Annotated in this window: 14 protein-coding genes; 9 read left to right on the forward strand and 5 right to left on the reverse strand. The window is 63.2% G+C overall.

Annotated features, from left to right (window positions below; all coding sequences use genetic code 11):
- Positions 1 to 72 precede the first annotated feature (72 nt).
- Positions 73 to 1,740: a ShlB/FhaC/HecB family hemolysin secretion/activation protein gene (locus tag PspR32_RS02915; protein ID WP_010221711.1), complete on the forward strand. Its 1,668-nt coding sequence runs from the start codon at positions 73 to 75 to the stop codon at positions 1,738 to 1,740.
- A gap of 80 nt (positions 1,741 to 1,820) precedes the next feature.
- Here PspR32_RS02915 and PspR32_RS02920 read toward each other — a convergent pair whose 3' ends face one another.
- Positions 1,821 to 2,228, reverse strand: coding sequence for a response regulator (locus PspR32_RS02920; protein WP_010221712.1), 408 nt, complete (start codon positions 2,226 to 2,228; stop codon positions 1,821 to 1,823).
- Positions 2,229 to 2,290: 62 nt separating this feature from the next.
- Positions 2,291 to 2,497, reverse strand: coding sequence for a Flp family type IVb pilin (locus PspR32_RS02925; protein WP_010221713.1), 207 nt, complete (start codon positions 2,495 to 2,497; stop codon positions 2,291 to 2,293).
- Between the two features lie 316 nt (positions 2,498 to 2,813).
- Between PspR32_RS02925 and cpaB the strand changes: the two genes are divergently transcribed.
- The 6 genes from cpaB to PspR32_RS02955 are packed head-to-tail and all read left to right on the forward strand — an operon-like array spanning position 2,814 to position 8,116.
- Entirely contained in the window at positions 2,814 to 3,743 is a 930-nt protein-coding gene (cpaB, locus tag PspR32_RS02930; protein ID WP_159388068.1) for a Flp pilus assembly protein CpaB, read from the forward strand.
- A 20-nt stretch (positions 3,744 to 3,763) separates the two neighbouring features.
- The gene (locus PspR32_RS02935; protein WP_158467527.1) at positions 3,764 to 3,901 is read left to right on the forward strand and encodes a hypothetical protein; all 138 of its coding nucleotides are present in this window, start codon (positions 3,764 to 3,766) and stop codon (positions 3,899 to 3,901) included.
- Positions 3,894 to 5,084, forward strand: coding sequence for a hypothetical protein (locus tag PspR32_RS02940; RefSeq protein ID WP_010221715.1), 1,191 nt, complete (start codon positions 3,894 to 3,896; stop codon positions 5,082 to 5,084). The genes PspR32_RS02935 and PspR32_RS02940 overlap by 8 nt, the downstream gene beginning before the upstream one ends.
- Complete coding sequence (locus PspR32_RS02945; RefSeq protein ID WP_159388069.1) at positions 5,081 to 6,349, forward strand: CpaF family protein; 1,269 nt, start codon at positions 5,081 to 5,083, stop codon at positions 6,347 to 6,349. Before PspR32_RS02940 ends, PspR32_RS02945 begins: the two co-directional genes overlap by 4 nt.
- Positions 6,346 to 7,227 carry a type II secretion system F family protein gene (locus PspR32_RS02950; protein WP_010221717.1) on the forward strand — a complete coding sequence of 294 codons (882 nt, stop codon included), beginning with the start codon at positions 6,346 to 6,348 and terminating at the stop codon, positions 7,225 to 7,227. The genes PspR32_RS02945 and PspR32_RS02950 overlap by 4 nt, the downstream gene beginning before the upstream one ends.
- 1 nt (position 7,228) lies before the next feature.
- Positions 7,229 to 8,116 (forward strand): type II secretion system F family protein, encoded by an 888-nt coding sequence (locus tag PspR32_RS02955; protein WP_159388070.1) that lies wholly within the window; start codon positions 7,229 to 7,231, stop codon positions 8,114 to 8,116.
- 87 nt (positions 8,117 to 8,203) lie between these two features.
- On the opposite strand, the gene PspR32_RS02960 is transcribed toward PspR32_RS02955, so the two are convergent.
- Together PspR32_RS02960 and PspR32_RS02965 are read right to left on the reverse strand one after the other, a co-directional pair.
- Positions 8,204 to 8,986, reverse strand: a complete 783-nt coding sequence (locus tag PspR32_RS02960) for a response regulator (protein WP_010221720.1) — start codon at positions 8,984 to 8,986, stop codon at positions 8,204 to 8,206.
- Between the two features lie 134 nt (positions 8,987 to 9,120).
- Positions 9,121 to 9,591 (reverse strand): A24 family peptidase, encoded by a 471-nt coding sequence (locus PspR32_RS02965; RefSeq protein ID WP_010221721.1) that lies wholly within the window; start codon positions 9,589 to 9,591, stop codon positions 9,121 to 9,123.
- A gap of 75 nt (positions 9,592 to 9,666) precedes the next feature.
- On the opposite strand from PspR32_RS02965, the gene PspR32_RS02970 reads away from it, so the two are divergent.
- Positions 9,667 to 10,110, forward strand: coding sequence for a TadE/TadG family type IV pilus assembly protein (locus tag PspR32_RS02970; protein WP_010221722.1), 444 nt, complete (start codon positions 9,667 to 9,669; stop codon positions 10,108 to 10,110).
- Entirely contained in the window at positions 10,107 to 12,806 is a 2,700-nt protein-coding gene (locus PspR32_RS02975) for a PAS domain-containing sensor histidine kinase (RefSeq protein WP_159388071.1), read from the forward strand. Before PspR32_RS02970 ends, PspR32_RS02975 begins: the two co-directional genes overlap by 4 nt.
- On the opposite strand, the gene PspR32_RS02980 is transcribed toward PspR32_RS02975, so the two are convergent.
- Positions 12,791 to 14,515 carry a pilus assembly protein TadG-related protein gene (locus tag PspR32_RS02980; protein ID WP_145959306.1) on the reverse strand — a complete coding sequence of 575 codons (1,725 nt, stop codon included), beginning with the start codon at positions 14,513 to 14,515 and terminating at the stop codon, positions 12,791 to 12,793. The genes PspR32_RS02975 and PspR32_RS02980 overlap by 16 nt on opposite strands.
- Between the last annotated feature and the right edge of the window lie 43 nt (positions 14,516 to 14,558).

Below are 14,558 nucleotides of genomic sequence, written 5' to 3' on the forward strand. Positions count from 1 at the left end.
CAGCACCTACGCTTGGGGTGACGAGGCCGCTGCCCTGGCGGCTGCGTACTGATCGGGATCATGGAGTGTCCGATGCGTCCGTTGGCTGTCGCAATTGTTGGATTGTCCTGGGCGAGCGTGGCCAGCAGCGAACCCCTGCCGCGCTTTCTCGACAGCCACGAAATCGAACGAAACCTGCCCGCCCCCAACCTGCCGGCCGATGCCTATCGGCCGAGCAACCCGGGTGTGCAGGTGCCCATTGCGGTCACCCTGGCCCAGCCATTACTGCGTGATACCCGGATATTCCTGCGCAAGGTGCGCTTCGAGGGCGGCAGCATCTATCCGTTGAGTGACCTGCGCGACAACTATCAAGGCCTGGTCAACCGCGAGGTCAGTCTGGGCGAACTGATCGACGCCACCCAGCGCCTGACCCAGCGCTACCAGCAGGACGGCTACCTGCTGTCCCATGCTTATCTGCCCGAGCAGGACTTCGCCGATGGCCGGGTACGGGTGGTGCTGGTCGAAGGCTACATCGACGATCTTGAGCTGCATGGCAAGGTTGGCCCGGCGGCAGCCTATGTGGAGCAACTGGTGGGTTGGCTCAAGGCCGAACGCCCGCTGACCCGTACGACCTTCGAGCGCTATGTCGCCCTGATGAGTCGCCTGCCGGGTTTCAGCGTGCAGGCGCGGTTGTCGCCAGCCGATGCCAGCAATGGTGCCAGCCGCCTGATCATCGAGGCCACGCGCCGGCCGTTCAGCGCAACCCTGGTCATCACCGATGGCACCCGCGATGACCCCCAGGCGCTACTCACCGTGAGCAGCAACGCACAGACAGCGCTCGCCGAACAGTTCAGTGTCACCACCCTGGCGCCACGCGGGGAAGATCACGAAAGCTATTTTCGCCTGGATTACGCCCAGTACCTGGACGACCAGGGCAGCCAGCTGCACTTGTCGGCGTCGCGTTACGACAGCAACCCCAGTGCCCAGGTGTTGCTCGGCGATGGCACCCAACTCAAGGCCCATCGCGAGAATGACCGCTTCTCGGCCGGCTTGAGCCAGGTACTGCTCGCCGCGCCCGGCGAGTCGCTCAACGTTGCCGCGCGCTTCTACATGGTCAACGACGATGTGCTGTACCGCGCAGTCGGCGCGCCCATGCGCCTGAGCAACCGCACCGATGTGCGCGCCCTGGGCTTTGAGGGCGAGTGGCGCAAGGCCAATGCAGACCAACTGCGGATCGTCAGTGGTGGCGCCTACCAGGGCCTTGATTATCTGGGGGCGAAAACCAACAGCGATTTCGACCTGGATTTCTTGCGCCTGCGCCTGTCCGGGTTGCAGAGCGACCGCCTGTTCGGCAACTGGCAGGGCGTGGTGTCGGCGGCCTTGTACTGGAGTGGCGACAGCCTGCCTGACAGTGAGCGGGTGGTATTCGGCGGGCAAAGCTTCGCTCGCGGCTATCCCGCCGATCAGGCTCTGGGCGACAAGGGCTGGGGCCTGGCTTATGAGGTCAACTACAGCTTCAACGGCGATGGCCGCTGGCTGAAACTGCTGCAACCTTATGCCGTGCTGGATACCGCGCGCACCTGGTTCAATGAAGTGGACCTGCGTGATGCGCACCTGTCTTCAGCAGCATTGGGGCTGCGCATCGGTGACGGGCGTTTCTACAACCTTGCGCTGGAGCTGGCCAAACCGCTGTCGGATGTCGCCCTCGACAGCTTTGACCGCGAGCCGCGGGTCAGCTTGAGTTTCAGTGTGCAGTTATGAACGTGCATCGCCAGGTATACGCAGGTCTATCGTGGGAGCTGGCGTTGCCAGCGATGGGCTGCGCAGCAGACCTGAAAGGTTCACTGCACCAGTTGCATCCGCGGCTTGGGGAACAGGTTGTCCAGGGTTTCCAGCAGGCGGTTGTGGTAGATCGGCTTACGGAACAGGTCCAGCACCTGCAGGCGCAGCAAGTCGCTGACGTCGTCCATGTCGGCATGCCCGGAGGTGACGATCACCGGCAGGTGTTGACGCGCGGTGTGCTCGCGCAGACGCCTGATCAGTGAAATGCCGCTTTCCTCGGGCATGCGCAGGTCGGTGATGACCAGGGCCACGTCCGGGTGGCGGGTGAGCTGTTGCAGGGCGAGTTTGACCGAGGTAGCCGTGTGACAGCAAAACCCCTCACCCTCCAGCAATTCGGCAAGCTCCAGCAAGGCGTCCTCTTCGTCATCCACCAGGAGCAATTGTTGACGGGGGGAAGAGGTCGGCATGAGGTAGTCCTATGGCAGCGTGATTGAACAAGAGACCCAAACGGTACAGCAGTGATGCTGGCCTACTCTGAAGGCGTCGTGGCTTGAGCCTTGGTCATCGCCCCCTGAACCTTGGTCATGACCGAAGACACACTACCGGAAATAGGGGTGATGAACGCTGTCAGCACCACCGCCACCATCGCCGCGGCAATCGCATACTCGATGCCCGAGGCACCCTCTTTGCGGTAGAAGAATTCTTTGCAGCTTTTGAGGACACGGGAAAGACGCATGGCATTTCTCCTTGCGCCGCTGGCGCAGGTGGCAGGGGTATTGGATGATTCCCCTTTGCCATCACAGCATTGTCAACGGGTCATACTTCGGCAAATGTAAGAAGGTATTAATACTAAAGTTATAACCCAATGCCGGCGCCAATAAGCTGTTGTTTTATGGTGCTGCCGGTTTTGCGACGGAAAAAAATCTGACGGGTAATGGCATTTTGTCTTAGCTGCGCTACCGTCAAATAGCGAAATAGTTGTTTCCGACTGCAGTGCTGTGGGCCATTTCACATAAAGGGCCGAAAGAACGCTGAGGGGAAGGAGGATCGGCATGAGCAGTCGCATTACCATCATCCTCGCAGGCTTCTTTCTGCTCGGTGCGTTGCTGGCCGGTTACTGGGGCCTGGTCCTGAGCCGCCCACCCAGTGAACCGCTTGCCGCACCTGTCGCTGCACCTGTACCGACGCCCGTTGAGCAAGTGGCAAAAGACGCCGCTGACCAACTGCGCAAGCCGGTGGTGGTGTTGCGTCGTGACGTTGCCGCGTATGTGCCGCTGACGGCAGACGACCTGGTAGTAGAACGCTTGCAGGTGGCTCCGCCCGGCAGTTTCCAGACCCTTGAGCAAGTGCTCGGGCGCAGCAGTTGGCGCGCGTTGAGTGCTGGAACCTGGCTGGAGCAGGGCAGCTTCGAAGCCGGTGGCCCGCTGGCACGGATGATCCACCCCCATGAGCGCGCGCTGGCGGTAGCTGTGGATGAGGTGGTGGGCGTCGCCGGGCAGTTGAGTCCGGGCGACTATGTCGATGTCTTGCTGTATCTGCGCGAAGAGACCCGCAACCCGCAAGCGTCGGCTCAGGTGGTACTGCCGGCATTGCGTCTGCTCAGTGTCGGCGAACAGTTGGGCCTGACCAATGACGGCAAGCCCGCGCAGCCGCCAGTGAATGAAAAGAGCCAGCCGCAGCAACCGCCCAATGCTGCGCGCACGGTAGTGCTTGCCGTTCCCGAGGCACTGGCCAGCCGCTTGCTGCTTGCCGCCCAGGCCGGCAGTTTGCGCCTGGCCGTACGCAGCGCCGAAGAGAAGCGCCTGGCCCGCTATTGGGCGGACCCCAAAGCCAGCAGCAAGGAAGTCGATAGCGCCAATCGCAAACTCTATCGCTTCAGTCAGCTTGCCCTGGTACCCGCTGCCCAGCCGCTGGCCAGCGTCGCACCGTCGCGCGGCATAGAGATCATCCGCGGAAATCAAGCCGGACAGCCCACCCCCTGACCAAGCAAGGATGCCCTTCAATGAGCAGTCGTTCCGAGCGGGTAACCAAGCAGATGCTCTGTGCCTTGCCGTGCACTGCGCCGCAGGTGCCAATGGCGCTGGCAGCGCCCTCGATAACGGCGACTTCGAACGTCGCAGCGGGTTATCCCCATGAGTGAAAGCCTGAGCCAGACCTTCCTCGCCATCACCCGCAACGATGGCGACTTGCAGTGGCTGCAAGGTGCGCTGGCGCCACTGGGGCAGGTGGTGGGCGCCGGCAGCGGCAGCCTTGACGAGCTGCTGGCGCTGGTCGATGTCACCTTTGCCGGTTTGGTGTTCGTGGGGCTGGATCGTGAGCAGGTGGTCAATCAGTGCGCACTGATTGAGGGGGTGCTGGAAGCCAAGCCGATGCTGGCAATCGTTGCCCTGGGCGATGGCATGGACAACCAGTTGGTGCTCAATGCCATGCGTGCCGGGGCGCGGGACTTTGTCGCCTATGGCTCGCGCTCCAGTGAAGTCGCAGGGTTGGTGCGGCGCTTGAGCAAACGCCTGCCGCCAGTAGCCAGCAACCCCAGCCTTGGGGGGCTGACGGTACTCTATGGCGCCCAGTGCACCGCTGATGGCGCCTTGCTGACCACCCATATGGCGCGGGTGGTGCAAACCAGCGGCCAGCAAACGTTGCTGCTGGACCTTGGCGTGCCTCGTGGTGACAGCCTGGCGTTGCTCGGCCTGGAAGCCTCGTTTCATTTCGGCGATGCCCTGCGCCACCTGCGCCGGCTCGACAATACCCTGATCGACAGCGCCTTCACGCGTGAAAGTTCGGGCCTGCGCCTGCTGGCCTACGCCGAGACCGACGAACCGCTGGAACGCACCAGCGCGGCGGAGCTGTACATGCTGCTCAGCGCCTTGCGCCAGCATTTCCAGCACATCGTCGTGAACCTGACCGGGCAGGTTGACAGCGAAGCCCTGCGCACCTTCGTCAGCCATTGTGACAAGCTGATCTGGTACACCGACCAGAATGTCCTCGATTGCCGGCGCAACCTGGAGGTGCTGACCCAATGGCGCGAGAAGGGCATGAAGCTCGAACATGCCAGCCTGCTGGTCGACCGCTACCTGCGTGGCGTCGCACCGGACTCCGAAGCCCTGGGCAAGCGCTATGGCTTGCCGGTTCTGCGGGTTTTGCCCTACAGCCCAGAGGTGCGCCTGAATGCCAAGAACCAGGGCCTGACCTTGTTCGAACTGGCACCGCGCGAGCAGCTCACCCAACATTTGAAAGCGCTCGGTGAACGGCTGGCGCGCCGCTCCGAGAGCAACCCTGCGGTCAGCGCCAACTGGCTCAATCGGTTATGGGGGCATAAATGAGCGGTGACGAACTGTTCGGCGGCCCGCGGCACAACCTGGGGGCCGACCCGCAAGGGCTCAAGCGCGCCTTGCATCGTTACATCATCGATGCCATCGAGGACAGCGGGCGCAACCTGCTCGAAGGCTCGCGCCCGGCCCTGGCGCAATTCGTGGTGGAGCAGGTCGGCGACTATATCGCCCGACTGCACCTGGCCCTGTCGCGCTACGAGATGGAACGCCTGGCCGAGGAAATCGTCGACGAACTGACCGGCTTCGGTCCGCTTGAAGTGCTGTTGCGCGATGCCAGCGTCACCGAAATCCTGGTCAACGGCCCGCACCGGGTGTTCATCGAGCGGGCTGGCCTGCTGCAGCAGACGGATCTGCGCTTTATCGATGCCCACCATGTCGAGCGGGTCATGCAACGGATTCTCGCGCCCTTGGGCAGGCGCCTGGATGAATCGTCACCCATGGTCGATGCGCGCATGCCCGACGGCAGCCGGGTCAACGCGATCATTCCGCCGGTGGCGCTGGACGGTCCGTGCCTGTCGATCCGCAAGTTTCGCAAGGACATGCTCAAGAGCGCCGACCTGCTGGCCACCCGGACCATCGACCAGGGCATTCTCGACTTCATCCAGCTGGCGGTGGCGCGGCGCTGCAACATTCTGGTCAGTGGCGGCACCGGCACCGGCAAGACCACCATGCTGAATATCCTCAGCCAGTTGATCACGCCCCAAGAGCGCCTGGTGACCATCGAGGACGTGGCCGAGCTGCAGCTCGATCACCCTCACGTGGTGCGCCTGGAAACCCGCCCGCCGAATGCTGAGGGGCATGGCGAGATCAAGGCCAGCGAGTTGATCCGCAACGCCTTGAGGATGCGCCCCGACCGCATTCTGCTCGGCGAGATCCGTGGCGTCGAAGTGCTCGATGTGCTCACCGCGATGAACACCGGTCACGACGGCTCAATGAGTACCGTACATGCCAACACCGCCCAGGACGCCTTGCTGCGTCTGGAAACCCTGGTCGGCCTGACCGGCCGCCAGGTGGCCGAGAAAACCCTGCGGCAGATGATCTGTGCGGCACTGGATGTGGTCATTCAATTGACCCGCCTGGCCGATGGCCGCCGCTGTGTCAGCGAGGTGTTGGAGGTAGTCGGGGTGCGCGATGATGTGTACGTCACCAATACCCTGTTCCGTCTCGATCGGCACAACGGCGAGGGTTTCTTGCGGGAGGCACCGAACCCTGCCGGCGACAAGCTGCGCCGCGACTATTCGGAACTGCAGCCGTGATTGCTGCGGTACTTGGCTTGATCTGCCTGGCCTTGCTGGGGGTATCGGTGCGCTTGTTCTACAGCGGCATGCGCAAGTCGGGTGAGGAGCGGATCCTGCAGCGTCTTGGCCAGGTTCAGGTGACCTCGGCGCTGACGCCCAGTAGCCGTGACTGGCTGGACCGCCTGTTGCAGCGCGCCGGTATCGAGCGGCGCAATGACCGGTTGCTGATATGGCTGGTGATCGGCCTGCTGACAGCGCTGCTGTGTGGCCGGATCCTGGGGTGGGCAGCAGGCGTCGGGCTGGTGCTGCTTGCACCGTTGCTGATCTGGTTGTTCCTGGGCTGGCGCTATCGCCGACGGCTGCAGCGGATGATCGAACAGTTGCCGGTGTTGCTCGATCACAGTGTGCGCAGCCTCAAGGCCGGGCGAACCTTGAACGATGCCGTGCTGGGCGCCATCGATGCGTCGCGTGACCCTTTGCATGGCGCTCTACAGCGGGTGCGGCGCAATGTGCAGATGGGCGTCAGCCTGGACGATGCCATGAGCGACCTGGCCGAACTGTATGAGCAGGATGAGCTGCGCCTGTTCGCGTTGGGCTTGCGTATCAATCATCGCTACGGCGGCAACGCCAGCGAGCTGCTGGAGAACCTGATCAAGCTGATTCGCGAGCGTGAGCAGGGTAGCCGTCAACTGCGCGCCATGACCGGTGAAACCCGCATGACCGCGACTGTCCTGGGCCTGTTGCCGGTGGGGATGGCCGGCTATTTCCTGATCAGCAACCCCAACTATTTGCTGGCTATGTGGCAGGACGGCAACGGTCAGTTCCTGCTGCTCGGCGCCTTTATCCTGCAAGTGCTGGGCTGCCTGGTGTTGTGGCGCATGTTACGGAGTATCTGAAATGGCCTGGTTGCTCTGTGCCCTGATGTTCTTCGCCGCATTTGTCTTGCTGGCAGGCCAGTTGCTGCACCAGCGTCGTCGTCAGCGCCTGGTTGCTCGGCGTCTGCAGGGCCAGCTTGGCAGTGAGAACCGCTTGGGCAACTGGCTGCAACAGATCGGCAGCAGCCGGCTGGGCCAGCGTTCGCTGAATCTGGATAGCGAGACCCGTCTGCTGCTTGACCGCATGGGCTGGCGGCGGAGTCGGCAACGGGCGCTGTTTGCCGCTTGCCAGGTTGGCGTGCCGTTCCTGGCCCTGGGGTTGGGCATAGCGCTGCAGGAGACCCTGTACCGCGATACCCAGGTACCGTGGCTGGTAGTGCCGTTTTGCGCCATGGGTGCGGGCTATCTGTTGCCCAAACGCCTGCTGGCGTGGGCCGCTGTGCGTCGCCAGCAACAGATCGCCGGCGAAGTTTCGACCTTCATACCCTTGCTGAGGATTCTCTTCGAGTCGGGCCTGGCGGTGGAGCAAACCTTGCGTGTGCTGAGTCAGGAGTCGCGACAACTGTTGCCAGTGTTGAGTGAGGAGTTGCGGGCGATTCTGCTGCGGGTCGACTCCGGTATGGCCTTGGCTGCGGAGCTTGAGAAAACCGCGCAGTTGCTCAGCGTCGACGAGTTCAGCGACACCTGCGTGATTCTCCAGCAATTGCTGAGCCAGGGCGGTGGCGCAATGAAGTCGCTGTTGGCGCTCAAGCAACTGCTCGATGACCGTCGGCTGACACGCATGCAGGAACGGATTTCGAAGATGTCCGGGAAGATGTCGATGGTGATGATGGTGTTTCTGTTTCCGGCCTTGCTGATCGTATTGGCCGGCCCCGGCCTTAGCGCCCTGGGCAGGGCATTGGGTTCATGAGCGGGAACAAGGCACGAAGGCAGCGACGACAATCTCCAGGCGCAGGTCAACCTGGTGAGCCGCCTGCACCTGACACCGGCGCGGCACTCAGTGCGCCGTGACACGTTGATGAAGGGGCGAGGAGCTGGGAGACAGCGCCAGCGCCAGTTGGGTGCGGTTGTGCATGTGGGTCAAGCGCAGCACCTGGGACACGTAGAGCTTGACGGTGTTTTCGGTGATGCCCAGTTCGCAGGCGATCTGGTAGTTGGTCTTGCCCTTGCTGACCAGCCGCGCCACATCCAGCTGGCGCGGTGACAGCTTGTTGAACAGGGTCGGCAGGTTGTCGGGTTCCACTTCGGGGTCGACGTCGGTGGCGCGGCGGTGGGCGCCGAGCCCGCGGGCCTTGTCCAGGTCCTGGTAGAGGTCGTCGATCGAGTCGGCCAAAAACTGCAGCTTCTGGTTCAGGTCACCCAGGTGCTGGTAGCTTCTGCGTCGTTCCAGCACGGCAGCCTCCTGGCGTTGCACGCCTTCGAGCAGTTCGCTGAGGTCGACCGGCTTCTGGTAGTAATCGGCAAAGCCTTCGCGCAGCGCCTTGATCACGTCCTGCTTGTTGGCGCGGCCGGTGAGCATGATCGCTTCGAACAGCCGCTGCGGCCCGGCAATGGCCTTGAGCGCACGCATCAGTTCCAGGCCATCGTAGTCGGGCATGTGCAGATCACACAGCACCAGCGCGATCTCCTGATCGACACTGAACTGTTCGATAGCCTGGGTACTGGAGTGGCAGGGCACGCAATGGTAGCCACTGCTCTGGAGAAATTCGCACAACTCTTCGACGATCAGTGGCAGGTCGTCCACCACCAGCACCTTTAATTCACTGACTGATTTGTTCACAAGCAACTCCCTGCTGTTCGCCTTTGTGTTCCCTCGACCAGGCTGAGCCTGGATCCATCCGGCACACATTAGAAAGTAGTCGCACTTTTGGGCTATGTACAAGGTGGGTACATCCATTTGCACGTAGCATTCGACTAATGGATCCAGACCGCAGCCAGTAAAAAGCCGACCAGCAGGAACGGCGCGAAAGGCTGTTTTTTTGACGACTCTTCGTTCAGTTGCTTCAGGCGGTTCTTAACCTTCTGACTTAACAGGGACCACAGCCAGCGACGGCCCAGCAGCCAGGCAACGACGGCTACACCGGCACCGATAAACGTACCCAGCAGGTGCATGCGATCGGTGGCCAGGGCCAGGGCACCGAGCAATTTCACGTCGCCGGCGCCCAGGCGGCCGAGCATGTAGCCGGGGAGGGTCAGGAGCATGACGATGGCCAGCGCCCAGCCACCTTCGCTGGCGTCGGCGCCAATCCAGGTGTGCCCGGTCACGAACAGATAGGCCAGGGCGCAGGCGGCGGCGCCGAGGGTCAGGGTATTGGCGATCTGGCGTTCGCGCAGATCTTGTTCAGAGCACAAGGCAAGCCACAGCAGCAGAACAATGCTTTGCATTGGCGAAAGGTCATCCCTTTGTGGTGAATGATTCTATGCTGTCTTTCAGGTGTCTCTGTCAGGGTAGACGCGATCATGCAAGCAAGCCTGTGCAAGCGGCAAAAAGGCGCGGCAGCCCTCGAGTTTGTCGCGGTATTCGTGATCTTCTTCGCGGTCTTCTACGGGGTGCTCAGCTACGGACTGCCCATGCTGATGCTGCAATCGTTCAACCAGGCCAGCAGCGAAGCGGTGCGCCGCTGCGTGGCGCTGGACCCCGCCAGTGCAACCTACAGCGCTGACATCAATGCTCTGGCCAAACGTGTGCTCGGTGAACAGCTGGCATGGATGCCGACGTCGTTGGACTTCCAGGTCAACAGCGATGCCAGTGTCACGCTCACCCCCGGCAAGCTGCTGACAGTGAAAATCGACTACGCCAAAGCCAAGCTGACCTCGGTGTTGCCGGTGCTGGACCTGCCGGGTATCGGTGAAGTCCCGCGCTTGCCCGCCAGCCTCAAGGCCGAAGCGAGCCTGCAACTGTGAGTGGCGGCCAGGGCTTGTTCGAGCGCTGGCGTGGGCGCGCGGCGCCGGCCGAGGAGCCATTGCCGCAAGCGCCCGAGGTACCAGCGGTAGGCCTGCAACTGTGGCTGGATGCATCGGCCAGGGTATTGCGCCTGGCCGGCCCGCTGCGTTCGGTGCTGGCGCTGCCGCCCCAGCCCAGCGCGCGCCTGCACGACTATGTGCAGCCCTACAGCTTGCTGGTGCTTGAAGGTGAGCCGATCGACTGGCAAGGCCAGTCGCTGGAACTGGACTTCAAGGCGGCCGGTGGTCACACCCTGCACACCCGTGGCTGGTTGCTGGCCCAGCGTGGCGGCTGGCTGCTGCAACTGTTCGATATCGGCGACCTGCTGCAGCATCGTCAGCAAGCGCTGGCTGCCGAGCGCCAGCAGCACCTGACGGCGCATCTGGCTTGCGCACTGCGTGCCTGCAGCATCGAACGCCTGCAAGCGGTGGCTGAAGAACAGCTCAACTGGCTGGTGCGGCACTGGCGGGCCCTGGGGGCGAGCGTGCTGGTGCAAACCGATCAGGGCTGGCAGACCTATGCCTGCAGCGGCGATGCACGGCACTGGCCGCGAGATGAACAGATGGCGCCGGTGCTGGATCGCCAGCTGCCCGCCAGCATGATCAGCAGCACCACCGAGCCTGCGTTGCAGGCCTTGTTGCCGGGGCTGTCCACCTACCTGTTGGCTTTTGCGCAAGGCCAGGTCAATCAGGCCTGGCTGGTCTGCGTCGAGCCGCAAGAAGTGCTGCAGGCCCAGGATGCCCTGCTGGTTGCTGCGGCCTTTGTCGAACCGCTGCTCGGTCGCCTGGCTGCCCATCAGTTGCAAGTGCAGAGCGAACGCCTGGACAGCCTGCAACTGCAACTGGGGGCCGGCTGGTGGCAATGGCACCTGGCCGATCCCCAGCTGCACCTGGACCCGGCGCTGGCCGAGAGCCTGGGCGTGCCTGCGGCGCTGACGGTCAATCAATGGCTCAGCCGCGTGCATCCTGCAGACCGGGAAGCGACGCAACTGGCCTTTGGCGACCTGCAGCGCGAGGGCTGCGCTTTGCAGTTGAGCCTGCGCCTGCTGGACCACGATACCCAGGCGCAGCCGCGCTGGTATCGCTTGTGCGGCCAGGTGCACGGCAGTGGCAGCAACCGCCGGGTACAAGGCTTCATGCTCGACATCAGCGATATCAAGGCCCAGCAGGCGCAGGCCAGCGCAGCCCAGGCGCGCCTGGAAAACCTGATCGCCAGTTCACCGGCGGTGATTTATATCCAGCGCTACGCCGAAGGCGCGTTGCTGACCGAATTCTGCAGTGCCAGCCTGGCGCCGATGCTCGGCTGGCAGCCCCTGGCCGGCGAGCCCCTGCAACCGGCGCAGTGGCTGCACCCCGAGGACCAGCCGCTGTGGCTGGAACGTACCCGTACGCTGCTGCGCCAAGGCCAGAGCCGCAGCCGCTATCGCCTGCGTGATCATCATGGGGGCTATCACTGGGTACTCGATGAAGCGCGCCTGCTGCGCGATGACCTGGGCCTGCCGGTGGAGGTGGTGGGCATCTGGCTGGACGTCAGCGAGGCGACCGAGGCTGCGGAAAAAGTGCGCCAGAGCGAGGAGCGTTATCGGGTGCTGGTCGAGGATTCGCCAGCGATGATCTGCCGCTACCGGCCGGACCTTAACCTGGTGTTCGGCAACCAGCCGCTGGCCGATTACCTGGAGTGTTCAGCCGCGCAACTGGCCGGCTTGAACCTCGGCCAGTGGATGTCCGCAGCGCAGCGCCAGGCCTTTGTCGAGCGCCTGGCGGGGTTGACCCCGGAGCAGCCGGTCAGCAGTGCTGAAATCTGCCTGCAATTGCCCGGGCGTGAGCATGCCTGGTGGGTGTGGTCTGACCGCGGCTTGTTCGACGAGCACGGCCAACTGCAGGAAGTCCAGGCGGTGGGCCGCGACAACACGCAAGTCAGGCGCAGCCAACAGCAACTGCTGCAAAGCGCGAAAATGGCCACCCTCGGTGAAATGGCCACCGGCCTTGCCCATGAGATCAACCAGCCGCTCAACGTCATGCGCATGGCCGTGGTCAACGCGCTCAAGCGTCTGGAAAACGGTGATGTCCAGGTCGACTACCTGCAAGACAAGCTCAAGCGTATCGATGCCCAGGTGCTGCGTGCCTCGAAGGTGGTCGATCACATGCGCGTGTTCGGTCGGCGTTCGGAGGTCGAGCAGCAACTGTTCGCGCCCTGGCAGGCGGTGGAGGGGGCCTTGTCGCTGCTGGCTGACGGCTTGCGCGGCAAGGGTGTGGAGCTGCGCGTGCAGCCCGCTGAGCAGGACGTGCAGGTCAGTGGTCATCAGGATCAGTTGGAGCAGGTGCTGATCAACCTGCTGGTCAACGCCCGCGATGCCCTGCTGGCCCGGCGGGAGCAGCAACGCGACCTGCAGCCGTGGATTGCCCTGGGGCTTGAGTGCGATGCGCGGCAGGTGCGGCTATGGGTCGAGGATAACGGCGGCGGCATCGAACCGCGTTTACTCGAACGCATTTTCGAGCCGTTCTTCACCACCAAGCCGGTGGGGGTCGGCACTGGCCTCGGGCTGTCGGTGAGCTACGGCATCATTGACACCATGGGCGGCTGCCTGAGTGTCGAGAACGGTGAGCTGGGCGCGCGGTTCTGCATCGAGCTGCCACGGGCTCAGATCATCAGTTGAGCGCGACCACTGTGGCAGCTGAGGTTGGCACCAATCACCACCTGATTCAGGTCGATGCCCAGCAGCATCAGCAGGTTGTTGATGATTGGATCGAGCAGCGCCCCCAGCAAACCGCCGATCAAGCCTGAAACCGTATTGAGCAACAGGCTGACCAGCGCGACCTTCGGGGTCAGCTCCACGCTCTGCAGGGTATTGCGGACACTGGCCACGATGTTTGTCGAGCTGAGCAGGTGGTTGGCCGAGTCCTGTTCAAGCTCAGGTGGTTTGAGGTAGGTGAAGGTTTCGCTCTGGCTGAAGACCGGTGAGTTTGTGCCCAGCCCGATATTGATGCCCAGCACCCTCAGTAGCACCAGTGGGGCGGCATCGACCGGCTTGACCGCTGAGAAAAAGTTGTTGCTGTCGATCGTGCCGATTAGCACTTTTACCGCCGCGGCTTCGTTGTGCACGGTCAGGCTTTTGCTGGCGGCCGAGGCGCAGTTGTAGCCGGTGACATGGCTGCTGGCACTGGCAACCTCCAGGCCCAGGTCGAGGCTGGGGTCGGGTAGCACCTGGATGATCCCCAGGTTGATCCCGCCGAGCAGCGGGCCCAGGTCGACCTTGATCAGGATGCGTGTCTGGGCGGTGCGGACATAGATCTGCTCGGGGTCTTTGGGGTTTGCCGTGGCTTTGGCCGGATTGCCCAGGGCGGAAAATTGCGGCGGTTCGATGATCTTGACCCTAGTCGAGATATTGGCCAGGCCCAGCAGGTTGACCGGCAGGCTGACTTCGGCACCATGGGCGCTGTTGGCCAGTTGCACCATGCCCTGGACCAGTTGCAGGGCTTGCAGTTTGGCGTCCAGCCCGGCACTTGAGCCGCCATTGTGGATGTCCAGTAAATCGCCGAGGACGATCCCCCCGGCATTCTGGGCCTGGACACTGAGCTGGGTCAGGCCGCTGACATCCACCAGCGGGTTGTTCTGTGCAGCCACCGTGGCCATGACCGCCAGCGCCTCACCGACATTAACGGTCTTGCCCAGCAGTTCGGTGTAGTTGCCCGCGCTGACCTGGGCCTTGATCGCCAGGGCATCGAGGTAGTTGAGCAGGTTGACGTCAGCCTGCAACAAGCCCTGCCATTGGGCCAGGCTCAAGTTGACCTGGCTGCCAAGCAACGTGCCCATCAGTGCGTTGAGCTGCGCCGAGCGTGATGAGTCGATGTTCAACAAGGTGCTGCGGATGTTCAGGCGGGCCAGCGGCGGACCGGGCTGGGCCGCGGTTGCCTGGGCGCTGAGGCGGGTGCTGGGGTCAAAGGTGGCGGAGGCCACCAGCGAGCGGATACCGGCGGCAATACTGGTCTGCAGGGTAATGCCGGCCGTCACCCGGACGGCATCGGCCTTGCTTGCATCGGCAGTGAAAACCCGCAAGCTGGCGGCGCCGGTCTGCAGGCTGCCGCACTCCACCTGCAGGCTGCGATCGGGCCCTGGGGCATGGTCATTGCGGGTCGCCGCCTGGGTCGCCAGGGCCTGCGCGCTCGGGCCAGTGGCCAGGCACGTGCCCTTGCCATTGACAGCCTCCAGCGCCGCCATGTCGGCAACCCGCTGCAGTTTGCGCTGTTCCAGAAACAACCTGCCGGTGTCGACCACCATGAGCACGAACAATAGGGCCATGCCCAGGGTCAGGGCTGCGATCAAACCGATAGCGCCACGTTGTCGTGCTGGAAAGCGAGAAGCCACGAGCACTCCTTTGCCGGCCGATGGCCGCGCGGGGCAGCAGTGC

This window comes from Pseudomonas sp. R32 (assembly GCF_009866705.1).
GTDB classification, from domain to species: Bacteria; Pseudomonadota; Gammaproteobacteria; order Pseudomonadales; family Pseudomonadaceae; genus Aquipseudomonas; species Aquipseudomonas donghuensis.